This window comes from Roseateles sp. NT4 (assembly GCF_051857475.1).
Classification (GTDB): domain Bacteria; phylum Pseudomonadota; class Gammaproteobacteria; order Burkholderiales; family Burkholderiaceae_C; genus Pelomonas.
Genome location: NZ_JBPZGZ010000001.1, coordinates 1655366 through 1673714 on the forward strand (window position 1 = coordinate 1655366; position 18349 = coordinate 1673714).

Genomic DNA, 18349 nt, shown 5'->3' on the forward strand with positions numbered 1-18349 from the left:
TTCCGAAAGGAATCCTCATGAGCAATCCATCACCCCAAGACGCCCAGCCGGGTCCCGCACCGGCGGAGCCGCCCGCGACACATCTGCCGCAGCAGCCCACCGACAGCGACGAAGCTCCCATGCGCCGGGAGCCGGCGCGTCAGCCGGACAACGACGACCGCGAAGACCCCGACCTGCAGCACGAAAGCCCGGTCTGAGTCCTGTCGCCGCCCGCCTCACCGGCGCTCCGCGGCCCTGACGCTGCGCCAGGCCTCCTCGCAGAACGGCAGCACATTGAGCAGCATCGAGATGACGAACATCACGACGGTGTACGTCCAGGGTGGGTCTGCCTTGAAGCGCAGCGCCCAATCCGCCGTGTGGCCGGGCTGCTGCAGCAGTGCCAGCGTCTGATCGGGAGCCAGCGCCAGCAGGCAGGACAGCCCCGCCCAGGGCAGCAGATGCTGGAAGCCGTGCACCCACTGCTCCAGAATGGGAATGCGGCGCTTGGCCAGGGCCACGCGCAGGTCGGCCAGATAGCTGAGGTCGTGCAGCAGCACGACGGCCATCAGGCCTGCCAGCAGGCCGGCGGTCGACTCCAGCAGCAGCGCAGCCAGGATGGCGCTGCCCACCAGCACCAGCATGGCCAGGTGCAGCGCCGACTCGGCAATGCCGGCCGTGAACTCGATGCGCTGCGCGCGGTGCAGCGCCCAGTCCAGAACGCCGGCCGCCACCAGCATGGGCGCCCACACGAAGGCGAGCAGTCCCCGCAGCAGCGATGCGGTGTCGTCCATGGTCCAGCCGCGCCGGCCCGGCGGCTTACTCCCTACTTCCCGCTGGCGCGGTGAACGGCTCTATCCCCTCGATGACGTGGTGGGCCGCCTCGGTGGCGTAGTTCAAGGCCTCGGTTTCCGTGGCCCAGGCGTTCTCGATCGCCGGTCGGTAGGGGTCATCGACACCCGTCGCCTTCCAGTTCGAGTCGAGGATGGTGAAGCGGCCTGCGAAAAGCAGTCCTTGCGGCACCACTTCCACCTGAAAGCGGATGCCCTTGTGAACGTCGATCACGGTCTGGGACATGGTCAGTCGTCGTCGTTGGGATGGTTGGCAGACTCCGTGTTTGCATCGGAGGCGGGATCATCCTCGGCGTCGACCAGATGCTGCTGACACTCGCGCTGTTGCTGCTGCACCGCGGAGCGTTGCGCATGGTCGCCCTGCTGCTGCTGGCGATGGCCCTGCGCGCCGGGCGACTGCGCGGCCTGCTGTTGCGGGTCTTCGGGTCGTGCCGTCTGGCCGACGTGGGAAAGCGGCGTGGTCATGTGGATCCTTCCGGAGGGCTGTCGCATGTACAGCGGCAATCCACACTCCCGGCACGCGATGAGCGGTCAGGACCCGGACTGCGCCTCTTGGGCCTGATGGCAGGCGCCGCGGATATTCATGCCGGCCAGGCCGACCTGCAGGGCGACAAGGCCCCACGCCGCAGAATGCACGCCCCACACCACCCAAAGCAGATTGCTCAGCAGGAACATCCAGAAGCCGAGGCGTCGGCGCTGCATGCGACGGGAGGCCACCAGAAGCCAGGTGGCGGCCAGCGTGATCACCATGGCCGGCCATTGGATCCACGCCATGTCCATGGGAGCTCAGCGCAACCAGAGCCCGGCCGGCGCCGCGGCATGCTGCTGCGCCGACTGGCTGTCGCTGCCGGCGTGCTCATCACCCTGACGCTGGCAGGCCGTCAGGATGGCAGTCGCGATGGCCACGACGGCCATCCACTGGAGCAGTTGTTGCGGCTTCACGCGATCACCTGGCAAACACCATGCCCGGCGGCGACCTGCGCCCCGCCCTCGCCCTGGCCCTCGCCCTCCCGCACAAAGTCAAAATGGTTGCGATACCATTTCGCTTCCACTTCCTTGTCCTCGCCATGATCTACCGTCCCCTCGGCCGCACCGGCTGGAATGTCTCTGCCATCGGTTTCGGCGCCTGGGCCATCGGCGGCACCTGGGGCGACACCGACGACACGGCCGCGATGGCCGCCCTGCACCGCGCCCTGGACCGCGGCGTGAACTTCTTCGACACGGCCGACGTCTACGGCGACGGCCACAGCGAGCGCCTGCTGGCGCGTCTGAAGCGCGAGCGGCCCAGCGACGCCTTCTTTGTGGCGACCAAGGCCGGCCGGCGCCTGAACCCGCATGTGGCCGAGGGCTACCGCGACCTGAAGCCCTTCATCGAGCGCAGCCTGAAGAACCTCGAGACCGACACCCTCGACCTGCTGCAGCTGCACTGCCCGCCCACCGCCGTCTACACCATGCCCGAGGTCTTCGGCGCGCTGGACGATCTGGTGCGCGAGGGCAAGCTGCGCCACTACGGCGTCAGCGTCGAGCGCATCGACGAGGCCCTGGCCGCCCTCAAGTTCCCGAACGTGCAGTCGGTGCAGATCATCTACAACCTGTTCCGCCAGCGCCCCGCCGAAGCCTTCCTGCCGGCGGCCCGTCAGGCCAAGGTCGGCGTGCTGGCGCGCCTGCCCCTGTCCAGCGGCATGCTCAGCGGCAAGTTCACGCGCGACAGCCGCTTCGGCGCCGACGACCACCGCGGCTTCAACCGCCAGGGCGAGGCCTTCGACAAGGGCGAGACCTTCTCGGGCGTCGACTACGAGCAGGGCCTGGCCGCCGTCGAGGAGTTGCGCGCCCTGCTGCCCGAGGGCATCAGCATGGCCCGCCTGGCACTGCGCTGGATCCTGATGAACGAAGCCGTCACGACGGCCATCCCCGGCGGCCGCACGCCGGCCCAGGTGGACGAGAACGTCAGCGCTGCCGACCTGGCCGCCCTGCCCGCGCCGCTGATGCAGGCCCTGGCCGAGCTCTACCAGCGCCGCATCGCGCCGCAGGTGCATGGCCTGTGGTGAGGCTTCGAGACCCTGCATGAAAAAAGCGGCCCGCGGGCCGCTTTGCTTTTCTGCGATCGGGCGATCAGGCGCGGCGACGGCGGCCCGCCGCGAGGCCGGCCAGCGCAATGCCCACCAGGGCCAGCGAGGCGGGCTCCGGCACGTTGACCGTGATGTCGGTGGTGGCCAGGATGGCGCCGGCCGCATCGGTGACGAACAGGCGGAAGTCCGTCGAGCTGGCGGCATACGGGTCGAAGTTGAAGCTGGGCGTCGTCAGGAAGGACATCTCCAGGTTCCACGACTCACCCAGGAAGGTCGGCAGGCCCCAACTCAGCAGGTCGACGTCGGTGTAGTTGACGGCGGCGCTGCTGTCGGTGTCGATGCCCAGCCAGATCTTGCAGCCCTGGCAGCCGCGGATGTCGTAGGCGAAGTCGAAGCTCCAGTTCGCGTAGTTCTTGCCATCGGGCAGATAGACACCGTTTTGCGCATGGAAGTTGCGCACGCCGTCATTGGCCAGGAAGGCGCTGTTCTTGTAGGCATGGGCACCGATGGCGACCTTCACGCCACTGGCAGCCGTGGCGGCGAACTGCACGGTCTCCAGGCCCGTGCTGCCCGCAGGTGGCCAACCGTCGGCCGGCGTCAACATCGTCAAGCCGGCGTGCGCTGCAAGCGGGAACAAAGCGGCGGCAGCCGCCGTGGCAAGCATCTTCTTGATCATGGGTATGTCTCCATTGGTGGCGATGGTTTTGCACGCACCTTCGGTCCAACGACACGCCGAGGCACTGCGCAATCCCTAGCGCATCAACCATGCCAACCGGTCCCCGCTTGTAGGACCGTCCAGTAGGACAGACGCCGAGCGACGCCGTGAAATGACCCCCACGTTCGAAGGTGGAAATTACCCCGACATGGGACAAACCCTTGGTTGCACCTTCCGTTGAAATGACCCGTCAGCACGGCGCGGGCGCTGAGCCTCACTCGCGGCGTTGTGCCGCGGCGCTGAAGCGCTTCACCACGCCGTCTCGCGCCACCACCTGCTTGCCGGCGGCGATCAGCCGATCAACCTGTTCCGGCGGCAGCTTGAGTCGTGTCGGGATGGCGTTCAGCGCCTGCTCGTCGGCCTCCGGCAGATCGCTGAAGCTGATCTGCGTGACGCTGAACTTGATGTCCTCGCACTGCCAGTCGGGGTTGAGGGCACGCAGCGCCGACTTGCGCTCATCGCTGAGGCTGCAGCGGTAGGTCACCAGGTCGCGCTCCCAGTTGCGCACCATGGGCAGGAAGGCGGCGTAGCTCATGCGCATCGTGCTTTCGATGGCGGTGTCGACGGCTCCCGCCGCGATGTCCACGCCCGACGGCCCCGCCACCTCGCGCGCCCAGTCGGTGCTCGGCCCCTGGCCCGCATCGACGACGATGAAAAGCAGACGGCGCATGGTCGCTGCATCGTTTTCGGGGATGGGGCCATAGGGCGTATTCAGCAGCACGCGGCTCTGCAGGATGGCCACCAGGCCGAGGTTGTCGGTCAGCCCACCGTCGACCAGCTTCAGATAGCGCCCGGCCTTGGGGTCGAGGTTGTCGCGGAACAGCCGCGCCAGCGCCAGGCGCAAACGGTACTGGTCGTCGCGCTCGTCGGGGCGGGCGTTCAGGCCCGGCGGCACCTGCACCTGGCAGGCCTCGGGAAAGCGCTCCACCACCACCGGCGCAAAGAACAGCGGCACGGCCATGGAAGCGGCGACCGCTTCGGAGACGGGATAGCTCGCCAGGTCACTGCACAGCGCATCGAAGGCGCGCTCGTGGAAGGGAAAGGCCAGGCGGTACTGCACATTGCTGGCGCTGATCCAGACCACGGGGCTGGCGCGCTTGAACATGTCCGCAAAGGTCGCGCCCTTGAAGACATCGTTCTCCAGCCAGTCGTTGAAGTCGCTGCGGTCGTTCAGCCCCCCGGCCAACAGCCGTCTCAGGTTGTTGGGGTTGAGCAGGCTGAAGCGCAGGCCCCGCTCGCCGTCGCGCATCAGCACCTTGTCGCGGAAATCGCGCAGGCCCTCGGCGCCGTGCAGGCCGAAATAGGCCGAGGTCAGCGAGCCGCCCGACACGCTGGTGATGAAACTGACCTCGTCCAGCAGCGTGTGGCCCGGCACGGAAGGCTGCTCGCGCAGGCCCTCCAGCACGCCATAGGAGAAGGCCGCCGCGCGCAAGCCGCCGCCCGAGAAGCTCAGGGCCACGAAGGTGTCGTTCTCCAGCGGCTTGGGGGCTCGCTGCATGCTCTGCGCAGCCGCCGGCTTGTTGCGCGGTGGGTTGATGGGCGCGCTGGCGCAGGCGGTCAGCGAGAGCCAGATCAGGCAGGTGCAAAGCAGCAGCAGAACGCGCATCGGGCCTCTCTCCCTTGAGATCGGCGCATTCTGCCGACTCGGCGGGCCGATGCGCCGCAAACAGGCTCGTTGCGGCGCTGAACCTTCAGCGCTGGCGGCGGCGCGCCGCCAGGCCCGCCAGGGCCAGGCCGACCAGGGCCAGGCTGCCCGGCTCGGGAACGGTCGCGGCCGTGGGCGCGAAGGTGCGCAGGGTGGCCGCGATGTGGCTCTGGTTCATGTCGGCCACGTCCATGAGACCGGTGTAGGCGTAGCTGGTGGCGTCGGTGTCCAGGAACATGTAGTAGGACGACTGGTCGGCGCCCAGGCCCACGGGTGCGCCCGCCGCGCTGAGGTGGCTGAAGTAGAAGTTGAAATAGCTGCTCTGGGCGCCGGTGAAGCGGTTGGCCGAGCTGGCCGCCACCTCGCCCAGGCCGTCGGAGCGCCAGTTCACGCGGTAGTCGGTGGTGTGCTCCTCACCCAGGCGGAAGCTGCCGATGTCATCCGACGAGTTGGCGTCGCTGAAGACGCGCCAGTAGAAGTCCAGGGTGCCATCGACGGCACGAACCACCTGCGACTGGATGCTGCCCGACACCGTGCCATGGGCGCCCGCGAAGCTGAAGCCGTCGGTGCGGTCTTCCAGCACCACGCCCGCCAGCTGGGGCTCGGCGGCCACGGTGGTGCCGCTCAAGGCAATGCTGCTGCCCGCCAGCAGCAGGTCGGCCTGGGCCAGGCCAGGCGCGGCCAGGGCCAGCAGGCTGATCGAAGCGGCGACCAGGGTTTTGCGAATCGAGATGACGGAATCTGTCATGGGAACCTCCTTGAAAGCGGGGCCGTGTCGGCCGTGAGGCCCGCACCATAGGACCGCGGCAGACACCTCTCACCCCCTAACTGCCTCGGTAGCCCCGTGGTCAGGGGGCCAACGCGCGCGCAGTGGAGGACAACCGTCCCTCCAATCCGGTGCCAGACCGGGCGCACGGCCTGCTGCCAGACCCTGTCTTTATTCCCAGTGACAATAAAGCCCATGCAGCAGCCCGACCGGTGGATCGCCCACCTCGACATGGACGCCTTCTACGCGTCCGTCGAGCTGCTGCGCTATCCGCAGCTCAAGGGCGAGGCCGTCGTCATCGGGGGCCGGCGCGCCGACGCGCCGCAGCAGCGGGAAGACGGCAGTTGGAAGTACTCCAGGCTGCGCGACTACACCGGCCGCGGCGTCGTCACCACCTCCACCTATGCCGCCCGCGACCTTGGCGTGTTCTCGGCCATGGGCCTGATGAAAGCGGCCCTGCGCGCGCCCGACGCCATCCTGCTGCCGGCCGACTTCGACAGCTACCGCAAATACTCCCGCCTCTTCAAGGCCGCCGTCGCCGAGGTCGCCCCCGTCATCGAGGACCGCGGCATCGACGAGATCTACATCGACCTGACCGATGTGCCCGGCGTGCGCGACGCCGTCGGCCACGACCCGCTGGGCGGCGTGAAGGCCGTGGCGCGCGAGATCAAGAACTCGGTGAGCCGCGCCACCGGCCTGACCTGCTCCATCGGCATCACGCCCAACAAGCTGCTCAGCAAGATCGCCAGCGAGCTGGACAAGCCCGACGGCATCTCGGTGCTGACGATGGACGACATCCCCACGCGTGTCTGGCCGCTGGGCGTGCGCAAGATCAACGGCATCGGCCCCAAGGCCAGCGAGAAGCTGATCAAGCTGGGCATCGAGACCGTGGGCGACATCGCGGCGGCCGACCCGCGCTGGCTCGTCGAGCAGTTCGGCGACAGCTACGGCCAGTGGCTGCACACCGCCTCGCACGGCCGCGACTCGCGCCCCGTCGTCACCCACAGCGAACCGGTCTCCATCAGCCGCGAGACCACCTTCGAGCGCGACCTCAGCGCCGTGCACGACAGGCTGCTGCTCGGCCAGATCATGGACGAGCTCTGCGAAAGCCTGTCGCGCGACCTGGACCGCAAGCGCTATGCAGGCAAGACGGTGGGCATCAAGCTTCGCTTCGAGGGCTTCATCACCGTCACGCGCGATCAGACGCTGAAAAGAGCCATCAGCAGCGCCGCCGATATCCGCCACGCCGTGGGCCTGTGCCTCAAGCGCGTCAAGTTTGACAAGCGGCTGCGGCTGATGGGCGTGCGCATCGGCAACCTCGTGCATGCCAGCGAGGTGCTGGACAAGCCGGCGCCCAAGGAGAGCGCGGCCGAACCCCAGCGTGAAAACCTGTCGCTGTTCTGATGGCCGACTGGAGCTACAGCGTCTCGGTACGCAGCCTCTGCGAGTTCACCGCCAAGCGCGGCGACCTGGACCGCCGCTTCACGCCCTCGGCCACGGCGCTGGAGGGCCAGGCCGGTCAGCTGGCGGTGCTGGCGCGCCGCCTGGATCAAAGTGACGGGGGCTACGAGATCGAGCTGCCGCTGGAAGCCGTGGTCGGCCACCTGCGCGTGCGCGGCCGCGCCGATGGCTACGAGGCCGACGTGAACCGGCTCGAGGAGATCAAGACCATCCGCGGTCCCGTCGACCTCATCCCCGACAACCGCCGCGCCCTGCACTGGGCCCAGCTCGAGACCTATGGCGCCCTCATCGCCGCCGACCGCGGGCTGGCCGAGCTGGAGCTGGCCCTGGTCTATGTGGACGCCGACACCCAGAACGAGACCGTGCTGCGCGAGACCGTCGCGGCCGCCGCGCTGCAGGCCGCGTTTGAAGCGCGCTGCAGTCAGTTCGAGGCCTGGGCGCAGCAGGAGGCCGAGCATCGCGTCGAGCGCGACGCCGATCTCGCCGCCCTGCCCTTCCCCAAGGGCGAGCTGCGCCCGGGCCAGCGCCTGCTGGCCGAGGCCGTCTACCGCGTGGCCGCCAACGGCCGCCATCTGCTGGCCCAGGCGCCAACCGGCATCGGCAAAACCCTGGGCACCCTCTACCCACTGCTGCGCGCCATGCCCACGCAGCAGCTCGACAAGATCGGCTACATGACTTGCAAGGGCACCGGCCGCATCGCGGCGCTGGAGGCGCTGGACGCGCTGCGCGAGGTCTCGCCGAAGAAGTCGCTGCGCGTGCTGACCCTGGTGGCCAAGGAGCAGGCCTGCGAACACCCCACCAAGGCCTGCCATGGCGATGCCTGCCCGCTGGCCAACGGCTTCTACGACAAGCTGCCCGCGGCTCGCGCCGAGGCCGTGCAGCAGGCCTGGCTGGACCCGGCGGCCCAGCGCCGCATCGCGCTGCAGCACGAGGTCTGCCCCTACTACCTGGGCCAGGAGCTGCTGCGCTGGGCCGATGTCGTCGTCGGCGATGTGCACCATGCCTTCGACCCCTATGGCCAGCTCTACGGCCTGGCCCAGTCCCAGGACTGGAAGCTGGCCCTGCTGGTGGACGAGGCCCACAACCTCATCGACCGGGCCCGCGACATGTACAGCGTCAGCCTGAGCCTGGCACGGGTGCGCGAGGTGCTGGCCGGTGCGACCGTCAGCCTGCGCGCGCCGCTGCGCCGCCTGGCCGGCGAGCTGGCGCGGCTGGGCCGCGAGCAGGTCGAGGACTACCAGCCGCTGAAGCAGGTACCCGATGCACTGGCCGAGGCCCTGCAGCGCGTCAACGTCGCCCTGGGCGACCATGTGCAGAAGCACCCGCTGGAGGTGGGCGCCCTGCTGGAGTTCTATTTCGAGGTGCTGGGGCTGCAGCGCCTGCTGGACCGCTTCGACACCCACTCGCTGTGCGACCTGCAGCGCACGGCCGGTCGCGTGCTGGTGGCGGACGCGCCGCTGAATCTGTCGCTGCTGGAAGACGCCGAACCCGTCGACACCGGCGAGGTGCGCGATGTCGTGCTGTCGGTGCGCAATATCGTGCCGGGCTTCTTCCTGAAGGAGCGCTTCGAGGGCTGCCACAGCGTCACGCTGTTCTCGGCCACGCTCGGCCCGCCCGACTACCCACGCCAGCTGCTCGGCATGCCCGAGGACACGGCCTGGATCGACGTGCCCGCGCCCTTCCCGCCCGAGCATCTCGTCGTGCAGGTGGCGCACCGCCTGTCCACGCGCTACGAGCACCGCGACGCGTCGATGGACGCGCTGGTCGACCTGCTCGCCACGCAGTTCACCGAGCACCCCGGCAACTACCTCGCCTTCTTCAGCAGCTTCGACTACCTCGACAAGGCCGCGGCCCGCCTGGCCCTGCGCCACCCGCACGTCGTGCAATGGAGCCAGGGCCGCGCCATGGGCGACGGTGCGCGGCGTGCCTTTCTCGACCGCTTCGTCGAAGGCGGCCGTGGCATCGGTTTCGCGGTGCTCGGCGGCGCCTTTGCCGAGGGCGTGGACCTGCCCGGCACCCGCCTCATCGGCGCCTTCATCGCCACGCTGGGCCTGCCGCCGGTATCGCCGCTGCAGGAGCAGGTGCGCGAGCGCCTGGACACCCTGTTCGGCGCCGACCACGGCTATGCCGACCTCGTGCCCGGCCTGCAGAAGGTCGTGCAGGCCGCAGGCCGCGTGCTGCGCTCGGTGGACGACAAGGGCTGGGTCTGGCTGCTGGACAAGCGCTATGCGCGGCCCGAGGTGCGCGCGCTGTTGCCGGCGTGGTGGCAGCTGTAGAACTGCGCATTCCGGGCCGAACGCTGGGCCGCTCCCGAGCCGGCCCGCCATGGCGACGTGCTTGCGGCTCAATGCCGCAAGCGTCGCCGTCCCCTCGGGGGACCGATCAGGCACGCCCGCGTTCAGCGGCGCGGGATTGAGCGAGGGGTAAAGTTGATTCCATGTTCGATCACGTCAAGTTCGGCGTCAGCGATTTCGCCGTCAGCAAGGCCTTCTACATCCAGGCGCTGGCGCCGCTCGGCGCCACCGTGGCCGGGGAAGGCGAGCCCAGCTATGGCATCGAACTGGTCGTCCCCGGCCAGTTGGCCAGCCTGTGCCTTTTCCAGGCCACCGAGAAGCCGGCCCATCTGCACATCGCCTTCATGGCCCAGACCCGCCAACAGGTCGACGCCTTCCATCGCGCGGCACTGCAAGCCGGCGCCAAGGACAACGGCGTGCCGGGTCTGCGCCCCAAGTACCACGCGAACTACTACGCGGCCTTCGTCATCGACCCCGACGGGCACAACATCGAAGCTGTCTGCCACGCGCCCCAGGCCTGAACGCTGCCTCTTTGTGTAGGGATGTTGCAGCCTTTCGGGCGTGGCTGCACCCGGTAACTTGGGCCTGGGCGAGGCGTGAGACGCTGATGGGTTATGCGCCAACTCCCTGCCCGCCTTGTTGCTCCCCTCGCCGTTGCCACCCTGGTTTCGCTGACCGCCTGTGGTGGTGGCGGGTCTGACACCGGTTCACCCGCCCCTTCGCCCACCGCGCCTCCCGCACCCGCACCCGCACCCGCTCCCGCTCCTGCTCCTGCTCCTGCTCCTGCTCCTGCTCCTGCTCCTGCACCCGCGCCGGCTCCTGCTCCAACGCCTGCTCCGGCGCCGCCGCCCGCCACCGCCGGCACGCGCATCACCTGCAATCTGGCCAACTTCCAGACCGACATGCTGGCCGCCGTGAACGCCCGCCGCCGCGCCGGTGCCACCTGTGGTGCGCAAGGCAGCTTCCCGCCGACCGCCGACCTGACGTGGAACGCCGCCCTCACCCAGGCCGCCGTCGGGCACAGCGACGACATGGTCACGCACAACTTCTTCAGCCACACCGGCAGCGACGGCAGCACCCTGGGCAGCCGAGCCACGGCCTCCGGCTATGTGTGGAGCAGCCTGGGCGAGAACATCGCTGCCGGCCAGGGCACGGTCGCCGAGGTCGTGGATGGCTGGATGAAGAGCGACGGCCATTGCGCCAACCTGATGAACGCGAACTACCGCGACATCGGCGTGGCCTGCGTGGCGGGCAACGCCAGCACGACCTACCGCACCTACTGGACGCAGGACTTCGGCAAATCCCGCTGAATAGGCCCCTCGACCACCCACGCATCGCTGAACGCGAGCGTGTCTGGTCGGTTCCCCGCGGGGACGGCGATGCATGCAGCATCAAGCCGCAAGCACATCGCCATGGCGGACCGGCTTGTGAGCGGCCCGGCGCTCGGCCCGAAATACCCCACGAACCTCGGGAGACAAGTTTTTTTCGGCCGGTTGAATCCAAACGCGGCGCCCGGGCACTCCAAGGAAGCACCATTCACCTGTTGCCCCGGAGCCGCCCATCATGTTCTTCGACCGCTTCACGGACGTCAGCCCGCTGATGATCCCCATCCTGTCGCTGCTGATTCCCATCGTGGCCATCGTGGCCCACTACCTGGGCAAGGCCCACACCGAGAAGCAGCGCCACGAGACCATCCGCGAGCTGGCCCGGGCCGGCCAGCCCATCCCGCCCGAGCTGCTCAGCGATGTGCAAGACAGCGACTTCCACCGCGCCAAGCGCGACCAGGCCAACCCCAACCGCATCCTCATCCCCGCCGTCATCAACATCGGCATCGGCCTGGGCCTGATGGGCATGTTCAACGCCATGATGCCGGGCGCCTGGCTGTGGAGCATCGGCCTGATTCCGCTCTTCCTCGGCCTGGGCCTGGTGCTGTACTGGGCCGTCGAACGCAAGCCGCAACAGAACAACCAGCCGTGACCTCCGGCGTTCCCGCCGCGCCCGCCGAGGCGGTCGTGCAGGAGGAGCGCCTGGTGGCCCGCGCCGCCGCTGGCGACCGCACCGCCTTTGCCGCCCTCGTGCAGGCCCATCAGGGCTATCTGCGCAAGCTGCTCGGCCGCGTCTGCCGCGGCGACCAGGGCCGGGCCGACGACCTCGCGCAGGAAGCCTTTGTGCGCGCCTGGCGCGCCCTGCCCAAGTTCCGCGGCGAATCGCGCTTTCGCACCTGGCTGACGCGGCTGGCCTATTCCGCGTTGTCTGCTGAACGGCCGGCCTTGCCCTTGGTCGATGACGCACCGCCGGAGCTGGGCGCCGACACTGACTTCGCCCCGGGCGCCGATTGGCGCATCGACCTCGACCGCGCCATGGCCGGCCTGAGCGAGGCCCAGCGCCACGCCCTGCTGCTCTGCTACGGCGCCGATCTGAGCCACGCCGAAGCCGCCCAGGTGCTGGGCTGGCCCCTCGGCACCGTCAAGACCCAAGTGCTGCGCGCCAAGGCGAAATTGCGCGAACAACTGCAAGCATGGGAGAACACACCATGACGACCCCGATCACGAATCACGACGACGACGACAAACACGGCAGTGCTTTTGACGAGGCGCTGCGCGAGCAGTTGCTGGGCAGTGAAGAGCCTGCCGACGACGGCTTCAGCCTGCGCGTGATGGCCGCGCTGGAGCCCAAAGGCGTGGTGTCGCCCCAGCAGCGTCGCTGGGCACGCTGGGCCAGGCGGGCGCAATGGGTCGCGATCAGCGCCGCGGCCTTCGGTACGAGTGCGCTGGTGGCGAACACGACGGGGCCGCTGGACATGCCGCATGCGGTGGCGGCGGTGGCGCTGGTGGGGCTGCTGGTGTTCTGGTCGGTACCGAGTCGGTGGAGTCGGGGCTAGTCCTAGACGTCCGCCGAATAGATATCACACCCCCGATGCTCCTGGCTCTGCCGGCAGATCGTGAAGTAGACGGCCTTGCCATCGGCCGACCATTTCGGCGCTGTGCCCCGCCCCTCCGTCGCCGCCAGCAGCCTCACGTTGCCGCCGTCGGGGTCCATCAGGAAGATCTGGTAGCCGGCGTTGTTGCGGTTGCCGGCATAGGCAATGGTGCGGCCGTCGGGAGACCAGGCGGGCCAGCCCTCGAAGGACCAGTGGTTCGTCAGGTTCTTGGCGTTGCGGCCATCGGCATCCGCCACGAAAACTTCCGAATTCATTTCGCCGACGATGCGCCGGAAGGCGATGCGGCGGCCGTCGGGCGACATCACCGGGAAGGTGTTGACGCCGCCCGAGATCAGCGTCGTCACGCGGCGGCTGGCGAGGTCGATGGCGTAGATGCTGGACTCGTTCTTGGCCGGCGGGCGCAGGTCGTCGTCGGTGCAGTAGAGGATGGCCTTGCCGTCGGGTGTGAACGAGGGGTGCAGCACGCCCTGCCCGGCCGGCGTGATGGCCTGATCGCCGCTGCCGTCGGGTGCAATCAGGTGCACGACCTTGCTGTCGTCGGCCTTGATCAACACGAAGGCAATGTGGCGGCCGTCGGGCGACCAGGCCGGGTCCTCGTGGTCGGCGGCGTCAAAGGTGATCTGCTGCTCGGCGCCGTCGGCCAGCGTGCGCACAAAGAGCTGCTGCCGCCCCGAGATGACGCGGATCAGCACGGCCCGCTTGCCATCGGGCGCGGGCGCCATGTCCATGGCATAGGACGCCGTCACCTGCCGGGCCACGGCGACGGGCTTGCCCTGCGCGAATACGGCCGAGGCCGCGAGCAGGAGGACCAGGATAAGGGCGGCTCTGTGCATGGCGGGTGCTCGCGAAGGATGGGATGCCTCAGCGTAGCCAGCTGCCGCCCGGCAGACGCATGTCGATCGTCATGCCCCGCGGCGGTCTCGCTCGGGCCTCACGGCAGGCAGGTCACTGGCGCATCTCATAGATCGGCGTCGGGCTCTCGCCCTTCTCGGCCATCGCCAGCAGTTCCTTCAGCCGGCCCGCGTCGCGCGGGTCCTTGGCCTGGGCCGCCAGCGTCTTCAGGATGGCCACATAGGCCGTCTGCTGGGCCTGCGCGGCCGGCACGTCGATGTCGGGCTTGACGCCCACGCCTTCCCAGTTGGTCTGCGTGATGGGGTTGATGGCCCGCGCCGTCGGGATGTTGATGACGAGGCCATGGCCCAGCGCGAAGCGGTCGCCGGCATTGGCGCCGCCGCCCGTCGTCTGGCCCACCAGCACGGCGCGCTTCTGGGTCTGGAAGTCGTAGGCGCATTCCTCGCCGCCGGAGAAGGTGCGCGCCGAGATCAGCACATAGACAGGCTTGCTGTAGCGCGGTGAGACGGCAGCGGTCGTCCAGAACTGCTGCGTCTTGCCGGTGGAGCTCGTGTAGATGTCGTTCAGATGGCGCTCGTCACCGAGGGCAAAGAAATGGCTCATCCACAGGGCCACGGCGCCCGGCGCACCGCCGCCGTTGCGCCGCAGGTCGAGGATGAGGGCGTCGCTGCCGTTCACCAGCGTCATGGCGGCCGCATAGCCCGGGCCGACGAGGTCGGGCGGGCCGAAGCCGCGCAGCTCCACATAGGCCACATTGCCGGGCAGGCGCTGCACCTTCTCCAGGCCGAAGCCCAGTTGGCCCATCTCGGCACGCTGGCGTTCCATGTCCGCGGCGCTGGGCACGGCGTCGGGCGCTTCCTCGTGGAACTCGGGGTCGAAGAAGACGCGGAAATGCTTGTCATGGCCCAGCGCCCTCAGGTCCTTGGAGATCAGCGACGCGAATTCCGGCGCCGGCACCGCGGCGCCATAGGCCTGGACCTTGGCCGGCAGGGCGGCGTTGATCTGCGCGGCGACGTCGGGGAAGACGTAGTTGGCGCTCAGCTTGGCCGACAGCGTCTTCATCACCTCGGCGCGCTGCTGCGCGGTCAATGCGGGCGGCTCGGGCGGTGCCGCGAAAGCCTGAGCGCAGGCCAGCGTGGAAGCGGTGATGAAGGCCAGCAGTTGCGATCTCGTCATGAAAAGGTCCTCGGGTTGACTACTAAATGATTAGTAGATTGGGTTTGAAAAAGGCGCGTGAAAGCGCGCCTGGCTGGAAAGCAGGAAGGTGGAAAGTGGGGGCGCGTCAGTCGCTCAGCGGCTGCACGTCCAGGGTCTCGACCACCCAGTCGCCACCGCTGACCGTGCGGCCGGCGTAGCCGACCCGAGCGCGGCCCAGAGGGCCCTGGAAGACGATGCTGAAGCTGGCCTTGCCGCCCACCGGGTCGTCGATGCCCCAGAGGCGGAAGTCGCGCGAACCCCAGGTGCGGATGCGGCCATGGAAGCTCGCCCGATCGAACGTGGCCGGCTGCCCGACCACCGCGGTCACGCGGGCATCGGCACTGATGGCCTTCATCAGGCCCTGGGCCTCCTCGGACAAGGCAGCACGCGGCGGCGCGGCGGGTGGCACCAGTTCGGGCAGCGCCGGCAGGCCCGGCGGTGGCGCCAGCTGCGGCTTGCCGGACTGCGGCGGGTTGGTGCCCATGGCCGTCATCGCTGCCAGCCAGTGGCGCACGCCGGCGTCGATGGGCCGGGCCGCGCCGTCCTCGCTGTAGCTCTCCTGCACCTGCCCTTGCGCATCCATGCTGATGCGGTAGTGGCGCTGGCGCTCGCCCAGATAGCTGGCCGTGTAGTCGCGGTGGTTGCCCGGCGTCAGCTCGCCGCTGGACGAGGCATCGATGGTGAGGTTGGTCAGCAGATGGGCCGGCGGCGCCAGCTGCAAGGCCACCAGCAACGCACAGCAGGCCGAGAAGCTCAGCACGGCGGTGCTGCGCCAGTTCGCCGGCCGCGCGCTGCCGGCCAGCAGATGCTCGACGCGCTTGAGCAGGCCACCGCCGCGCGCAGCCAGCACGGGCAGCGGCAGGCGGCCGCGCTGCAGCCCCGCCAGCGCCTCGGCCAGCACGACGGCATCGCCGCAGGCCGACACGGCCAGGTCGTCGCAGGCATGCTCGCGCTCCTCGCGGATGCGCCGGCTCAGCCACCACATGGCCGGGTGGTGGAAGAGCAGGCCTTCGATGAGGCATTGCAGCGCGTTCCAGCACCAGTCCAGCCGGCGGATATGGGCCAGCTCATGGGCCAGCAGGGCCTCGACCTGGTCGGCCGGCAGGCGCGTCAGCAGCGCCAGCGGCAGCCAGATCACCGGCCTCAACACATGCGTGGTGAAGGGCGACACGATGTGCTGGGCCAGCCGCACCGAGACCCGGCGCGTGACGCCGAGTGCCACGGCCAGCGCGTCGACACGGGCCTGCCAGTGCGGCGGCAGCGCGACGAAGGGCTGGGCCTCGATGCGGCGCAGCAGCCGCCAGCCGCCGGCCTGGCGCAGCGTCATGGCCGCAACGCCGACCAGCCAGAGCTGGGACAGCGCGACAAGCAGCCAGTCCTGCCAGGATGGCACCCCGGCCGCGGCGATGGCTTGCGCGCCCGGCTCCCGCCCGGCCCCACCCAGCCACGGCATGTCCGTCGCCGCCGTGGGCGAAGGCGGCTGCCAGCACAGCAGAAAGGTGGCGACAGGCGCCAGCAGCATGGCGATCAGGCAGACCATGCCCATGGCGTGACGCGCCCGCGCCGATGCCTGGGAGAGCGCGTTGAAGCCGACAGAGGCGAGCAGGCCGACGAGGGCGAGCTGCCAGACCGAATGCAGCAGCGCCTGCACGAGGGCGGACGCGAGGCTGAGCTGGAGATTCATCACCGCGGCGCCGGGGTCAGGACTTGCGGCGGCTCTTGGCCTGGGCAATCAGGCGCGAGATCGCTTCCAGTTCCTCGGGGCTGGCCTGGTCGTCGTCCAGCGCGCTCTGCACCAGCTTGAAGGCCGAACCGGAAAAGGCGTTGGCCATGAAGCTCTTCAACAGCGAGGACTGCACCACCGGTTCGGAGTACAGCGCCGTGTAGCGGTGGCTGCGCTCCGAGTCGTCACGCTGGACGAGTGCCTTGTCCGTCATGATGGTCAGCATCTTCAGCACGGTGGTGTAGGCCGTGTCCTTGCCGCGCAGCAGCTCCTCGTGCACCTGGCGCACGGTGGCCGGCGAGCCTAGGGCCCAGAGCGCACGCAGGATGGCCAGTTCGCCGTCGGTGGGGAGAGGGTTGGTCATGCCGTACTCATCTACTAACTTGATAGTACTATTTCATTAGTAGATCGCCGCGTCAACGGTTTTTGGCACCCACCAAGGCTAATCGCCCAGAGCCAGCCTCACTTTCTTGGGCAGCTTGGCCGCCACCAGCTCGTGGGAGCGCTTCACCAGCGCCTTGAGCTCCGACAGTGGCAAGGCCTTGGGGTCGGACACCGCCACCCAGTGATAGCGCGCCGCATAGGGTGCCGGCGCGATGCCGGGCACGCCGGTCAGCTCCAGGAAGCGGTGGTCGTCGACCTTGAAGCTGCAATGCGTCCATGGGCCGGGATGGGGGCCGCCGACCAGGAACATCTTGCCGCCGACGCTGGCCACCCAGTCGGCGCCCCACTTGATGTCCTGGGTGGCGCCGGGCAGCTCCATGGCGTATTTGGCGAGTGTGGAAAAACTCATGGTGCGTGGCCCGACCTCAGGCCGGCCCGTGTGGCGGGCTGGCGATTCTCACCCTCGCAAACGGGCAATAGCGGCAATTTGCGGCATGCCAGACCAGCTGGAGTGGCCCGCCGGTTACAGCCGCTGCAGACAATTCCGGCGACACAACTTGTCACGCCCGGCGGCCGGCCGGGAGCAGCAGTTGCCGCCTTCACCCACGCCCGCCGGATGAACCTTCAAGACCTGGGGCCCAGCCCGACCCAAGCGCCGCCCGTCACCGCCTTCGAGAGGGGCATGGCCCTGTTCGATGCCACGCCGCCGAACTATGAGTCCGCGGTGCGCTGCTTCACCGCCGCGGCGGACGCCGGGAGTGGCGACGGCCTGGCCATGCTCGGCCTTTGCCAGCTGGAAGGCCTGGGCATGCCGGCGGACCCGGTGCAGGCGCGTGCGGTGCTGAAGCAGGCTGCCGGACGCCGCAGTGCGCTGGGGCGTTTCCAACTGGGCCGGGTGCTGATGACCGGCCGCGGTGGCGAGGCCGACGAAGCCGCCGGCCTGACGGCCTATGTGGCTGCCGCCGCCATGGGCCATGCCGAAGCCACCTTCAATCTCGCCAACTGCCTGTTCGCCGGCGTGGGCTGCATTCCCGACCGGCTGGCGGCCAAGTCCCTCTATCTGCGCGCCCGCGCCCTGGGCTGCCCGCTGCGGCCGCGCGGCGTGCTGGTCAAGCGCAGCGAGCTGAAGGCGGTTGCCGCCCTGGCCCAGCGCTTCGCCGATCCCAACCGCATGTTCTTCCTCGTGCAGGAGCGCCAGCAGGAACTGGCCCTGGCCGCGGCGCTGCCGCGCCCGGTGCAGGACGCTGAAGGCGAAGCCTCTCCCCGCACCCTGCGCCATGCGGGGCGGCTGGCAGCTGGCGTCGTCGCGGCTGTGGCCGGCACGTTGGGCCAATTCCTGCGGCCGTCGTCCCGCGACGCAGGCCCGACCAAGCTGGATTTCTGAGCCCCGCGCCCGCGGTGGGAGTGGCCGAAAACCCGGCAATATTTCACGCTCCGCGCGGTCAACAAGTTACACCTTGCAAACCGCGGCGCAT

General features: G+C 69.1%; 23 protein-coding genes. 10 read left to right on the forward strand and 13 right to left on the reverse strand.

Going from position 1 to position 18349, the window contains the following annotated elements:
* Positions 1-17: 17 nt before the first annotated feature.
* The gene (locus tag ACS5PN_RS07755) at positions 18-197 is read left to right on the forward strand and encodes a hypothetical protein (RefSeq protein WP_439463348.1); all 180 of its coding nucleotides are present in this window, start codon (positions 18-20) and stop codon (positions 195-197) included.
* Between the two features lie 18 nt (positions 198-215).
* Here the strand turns inward: ACS5PN_RS07755 and ACS5PN_RS07760 are convergent, their stop codons facing one another.
* The 5 genes from ACS5PN_RS07760 to ACS5PN_RS07780 all read right to left on the reverse strand — a co-directional run bounded on the left by ACS5PN_RS07760 (position 216) and on the right by ACS5PN_RS07780 (position 1769).
* Positions 216-770 carry a hypothetical protein gene (locus tag ACS5PN_RS07760; protein WP_439463349.1) on the reverse strand — a complete coding sequence of 185 codons (555 nt, stop codon included), beginning with the start codon at positions 768-770 and terminating at the stop codon, positions 216-218.
* A 25-nt stretch (positions 771-795) separates the two neighbouring features.
* Positions 796-1053, reverse strand: coding sequence for a hypothetical protein (locus tag ACS5PN_RS07765; RefSeq protein ID WP_439463350.1), 258 nt, complete (start codon positions 1051-1053; stop codon positions 796-798).
* A gap of 2 nt (positions 1054-1055) precedes the next feature.
* A complete protein-coding gene (locus ACS5PN_RS07770) occupies positions 1056-1292 on the reverse strand; it encodes a hypothetical protein (RefSeq protein WP_439463351.1) in 237 nt (78 codons plus the stop codon).
* Between the two features lie 66 nt (positions 1293-1358).
* Positions 1359-1577 carry a hypothetical protein gene (locus ACS5PN_RS07775; protein ID WP_439463352.1) on the reverse strand — a complete coding sequence of 73 codons (219 nt, stop codon included), beginning with the start codon at positions 1575-1577 and terminating at the stop codon, positions 1359-1361.
* A 36-nt stretch (positions 1578-1613) separates the two neighbouring features.
* A complete protein-coding gene (locus tag ACS5PN_RS07780; protein ID WP_439463353.1) occupies positions 1614-1769 on the reverse strand; it encodes a hypothetical protein in 156 nt (51 codons plus the stop codon).
* A gap of 125 nt (positions 1770-1894) precedes the next feature.
* Here ACS5PN_RS07780 and ACS5PN_RS07785 point away from each other — a divergent pair, with 125 nt between their 5' ends.
* Entirely contained in the window at positions 1895-2875 is a 981-nt protein-coding gene (locus ACS5PN_RS07785; protein WP_439463354.1) for an aldo/keto reductase, read from the forward strand.
* Between the two features lie 64 nt (positions 2876-2939).
* Here the strand turns inward: ACS5PN_RS07785 and ACS5PN_RS07790 are convergent, their stop codons facing one another.
* The 3 genes from ACS5PN_RS07790 to ACS5PN_RS07800 all read right to left on the reverse strand — a co-directional run bounded on the left by ACS5PN_RS07790 (position 2940) and on the right by ACS5PN_RS07800 (position 6004).
* A complete protein-coding gene (locus tag ACS5PN_RS07790; protein WP_439463355.1) occupies positions 2940-3572 on the reverse strand; it encodes a PEP-CTERM sorting domain-containing protein in 633 nt (210 codons plus the stop codon).
* 253 nt (positions 3573-3825) lie between these two features.
* On the reverse strand, positions 3826-5217 hold the full coding sequence (locus tag ACS5PN_RS07795) for a patatin-like phospholipase family protein (RefSeq protein ID WP_439463356.1): 1392 nt from the start codon (positions 5215-5217) through the stop codon (positions 3826-3828).
* Positions 5218-5302: 85 nt separating this feature from the next.
* Positions 5303-6004 carry a PEP-CTERM sorting domain-containing protein gene (locus ACS5PN_RS07800; RefSeq protein WP_439463357.1) on the reverse strand — a complete coding sequence of 234 codons (702 nt, stop codon included), beginning with the start codon at positions 6002-6004 and terminating at the stop codon, positions 5303-5305.
* Positions 6005-6217: 213 nt separating this feature from the next.
* Between ACS5PN_RS07800 and dinB the strand changes: the two genes are divergently transcribed.
* From dinB to ACS5PN_RS07835, 7 genes are all read left to right on the forward strand, one after another.
* Positions 6218-7426: a DNA polymerase IV gene (dinB, locus tag ACS5PN_RS07805; protein WP_439463358.1), complete on the forward strand. Its 1209-nt coding sequence runs from the start codon at positions 6218-6220 to the stop codon at positions 7424-7426.
* Complete coding sequence (locus ACS5PN_RS07810; protein WP_439463359.1) at positions 7426-9759, forward strand: ATP-dependent DNA helicase; 2334 nt, start codon at positions 7426-7428, stop codon at positions 9757-9759. The genes dinB and ACS5PN_RS07810 overlap by 1 nt, the downstream gene beginning before the upstream one ends.
* A 161-nt stretch (positions 9760-9920) precedes the next feature.
* A complete protein-coding gene (locus tag ACS5PN_RS07815; RefSeq protein ID WP_439463360.1) occupies positions 9921-10298 on the forward strand; it encodes a VOC family protein in 378 nt (125 codons plus the stop codon).
* A gap of 93 nt (positions 10299-10391) precedes the next feature.
* Positions 10392-11087, forward strand: a complete 696-nt coding sequence (locus tag ACS5PN_RS07820) for a CAP domain-containing protein (RefSeq protein WP_439463361.1) — start codon at positions 10392-10394, stop codon at positions 11085-11087.
* A 253-nt stretch (positions 11088-11340) separates the two neighbouring features.
* A complete protein-coding gene (locus ACS5PN_RS07825) occupies positions 11341-11754 on the forward strand; it encodes a DUF6249 domain-containing protein (RefSeq protein ID WP_439463362.1) in 414 nt (137 codons plus the stop codon).
* A complete protein-coding gene (locus ACS5PN_RS07830) occupies positions 11751-12314 on the forward strand; it encodes an RNA polymerase sigma factor (RefSeq protein ID WP_439463363.1) in 564 nt (187 codons plus the stop codon). Before ACS5PN_RS07825 ends, ACS5PN_RS07830 begins: the two co-directional genes overlap by 4 nt.
* On the forward strand, positions 12311-12658 hold the full coding sequence (locus ACS5PN_RS07835) for a hypothetical protein (protein WP_439463364.1): 348 nt from the start codon (positions 12311-12313) through the stop codon (positions 12656-12658). The genes ACS5PN_RS07830 and ACS5PN_RS07835 overlap by 4 nt, the downstream gene beginning before the upstream one ends.
* A 2-nt stretch (positions 12659-12660) precedes the next feature.
* Here ACS5PN_RS07835 and ACS5PN_RS07840 read toward each other — a convergent pair whose 3' ends face one another.
* From ACS5PN_RS07840 to ACS5PN_RS07860, 5 genes are all read right to left on the reverse strand, one after another.
* Positions 12661-13551 carry an LpqB family beta-propeller domain-containing protein gene (locus ACS5PN_RS07840; RefSeq protein ID WP_439463365.1) on the reverse strand — a complete coding sequence of 297 codons (891 nt, stop codon included), beginning with the start codon at positions 13549-13551 and terminating at the stop codon, positions 12661-12663.
* Positions 13552-13663: 112 nt separating this feature from the next.
* Entirely contained in the window at positions 13664-14746 is a 1083-nt protein-coding gene (locus tag ACS5PN_RS07845; RefSeq protein ID WP_439463366.1) for a S41 family peptidase, read from the reverse strand.
* Positions 14747-14852: 106 nt separating this feature from the next.
* Entirely contained in the window at positions 14853-16451 is a 1599-nt protein-coding gene (locus ACS5PN_RS07850; protein ID WP_439463367.1) for a M56 family metallopeptidase, read from the reverse strand.
* A gap of 16 nt (positions 16452-16467) precedes the next feature.
* Positions 16468-16854, reverse strand: a complete 387-nt coding sequence (locus ACS5PN_RS07855; protein WP_439463368.1) for a BlaI/MecI/CopY family transcriptional regulator — start codon at positions 16852-16854, stop codon at positions 16468-16470.
* A gap of 78 nt (positions 16855-16932) precedes the next feature.
* Positions 16933-17283 (reverse strand): MmcQ/YjbR family DNA-binding protein, encoded by a 351-nt coding sequence (locus ACS5PN_RS07860; RefSeq protein WP_439463369.1) that lies wholly within the window; start codon positions 17281-17283, stop codon positions 16933-16935.
* A gap of 207 nt (positions 17284-17490) precedes the next feature.
* Here ACS5PN_RS07860 and ACS5PN_RS07865 point away from each other — a divergent pair, with 207 nt between their 5' ends.
* On the forward strand, positions 17491-18258 hold the full coding sequence (locus ACS5PN_RS07865) for a tetratricopeptide repeat protein (protein WP_439463370.1): 768 nt from the start codon (positions 17491-17493) through the stop codon (positions 18256-18258).
* Positions 18259-18349: the final 91 nt, after the last annotated feature.

What these genes read in the sequence shown, in the direction of transcription:
- ACS5PN_RS07850 (WP_439463367.1), bottom strand. Translation starts at nt 16,451, where the DNA reads ATGAATCTCCAGCTCAGCCTCGCGTCCGCCCTCGTGCAGGCGCTGCTG.
- ACS5PN_RS07760 (WP_439463349.1), bottom strand. Translation starts at nt 770, where the DNA reads ATGGACGACACCGCATCGCTGCTGCGGGGACTGCTCGCCTTCGTGTGG.
- ACS5PN_RS07835 (WP_439463364.1), top strand. Translation starts at nt 12,311, where the DNA reads ATGACGACCCCGATCACGAATCACGACGACGACGACAAACACGGCAGT.
- ACS5PN_RS07855 (WP_439463368.1), bottom strand. Translation starts at nt 16,854, where the DNA reads ATGACCAACCCTCTCCCCACCGACGGCGAACTGGCCATCCTGCGTGCG.
- ACS5PN_RS07785 (WP_439463354.1), top strand. Translation starts at nt 1,895, where the DNA reads ATGATCTACCGTCCCCTCGGCCGCACCGGCTGGAATGTCTCTGCCATC.
- dinB (WP_439463358.1), top strand. Translation starts at nt 6,218, where the DNA reads ATGCAGCAGCCCGACCGGTGGATCGCCCACCTCGACATGGACGCCTTC.
- ACS5PN_RS07775 (WP_439463352.1), bottom strand. Translation starts at nt 1,577, where the DNA reads ATGGTGATCACGCTGGCCGCCACCTGGCTTCTGGTGGCCTCCCGTCGC.
- ACS5PN_RS07845 (WP_439463366.1), bottom strand. Translation starts at nt 14,746, where the DNA reads ATGACGAGATCGCAACTGCTGGCCTTCATCACCGCTTCCACGCTGGCC.
- ACS5PN_RS07765 (WP_439463350.1), bottom strand. Translation starts at nt 1,053, where the DNA reads ATGTCCCAGACCGTGATCGACGTTCACAAGGGCATCCGCTTTCAGGTG.
- ACS5PN_RS07800 (WP_439463357.1), bottom strand. Translation starts at nt 6,004, where the DNA reads ATGACAGATTCCGTCATCTCGATTCGCAAAACCCTGGTCGCCGCTTCG.
- ACS5PN_RS07840 (WP_439463365.1), bottom strand. Translation starts at nt 13,551, where the DNA reads ATGCACAGAGCCGCCCTTATCCTGGTCCTCCTGCTCGCGGCCTCGGCC.
- ACS5PN_RS07810 (WP_439463359.1), top strand. Translation starts at nt 7,426, where the DNA reads ATGGCCGACTGGAGCTACAGCGTCTCGGTACGCAGCCTCTGCGAGTTC.
- ACS5PN_RS07815 (WP_439463360.1), top strand. Translation starts at nt 9,921, where the DNA reads ATGTTCGATCACGTCAAGTTCGGCGTCAGCGATTTCGCCGTCAGCAAG.
- ACS5PN_RS07865 (WP_439463370.1), top strand. Translation starts at nt 17,491, where the DNA reads ATGAACCTTCAAGACCTGGGGCCCAGCCCGACCCAAGCGCCGCCCGTC.
- ACS5PN_RS07860 (WP_439463369.1), bottom strand. Translation starts at nt 17,283, where the DNA reads ATGAGTTTTTCCACACTCGCCAAATACGCCATGGAGCTGCCCGGCGCC.
- ACS5PN_RS07820 (WP_439463361.1), top strand. Translation starts at nt 10,392, where the DNA reads ATGCGCCAACTCCCTGCCCGCCTTGTTGCTCCCCTCGCCGTTGCCACC.
- ACS5PN_RS07755 (WP_439463348.1), top strand. Translation starts at nt 18, where the DNA reads ATGAGCAATCCATCACCCCAAGACGCCCAGCCGGGTCCCGCACCGGCG.
- ACS5PN_RS07795 (WP_439463356.1), bottom strand. Translation starts at nt 5,217, where the DNA reads ATGCGCGTTCTGCTGCTGCTTTGCACCTGCCTGATCTGGCTCTCGCTG.
- ACS5PN_RS07825 (WP_439463362.1), top strand. Translation starts at nt 11,341, where the DNA reads ATGTTCTTCGACCGCTTCACGGACGTCAGCCCGCTGATGATCCCCATC.
- ACS5PN_RS07790 (WP_439463355.1), bottom strand. Translation starts at nt 3,572, where the DNA reads ATGATCAAGAAGATGCTTGCCACGGCGGCTGCCGCCGCTTTGTTCCCG.
- ACS5PN_RS07770 (WP_439463351.1), bottom strand. Translation starts at nt 1,292, where the DNA reads ATGACCACGCCGCTTTCCCACGTCGGCCAGACGGCACGACCCGAAGAC.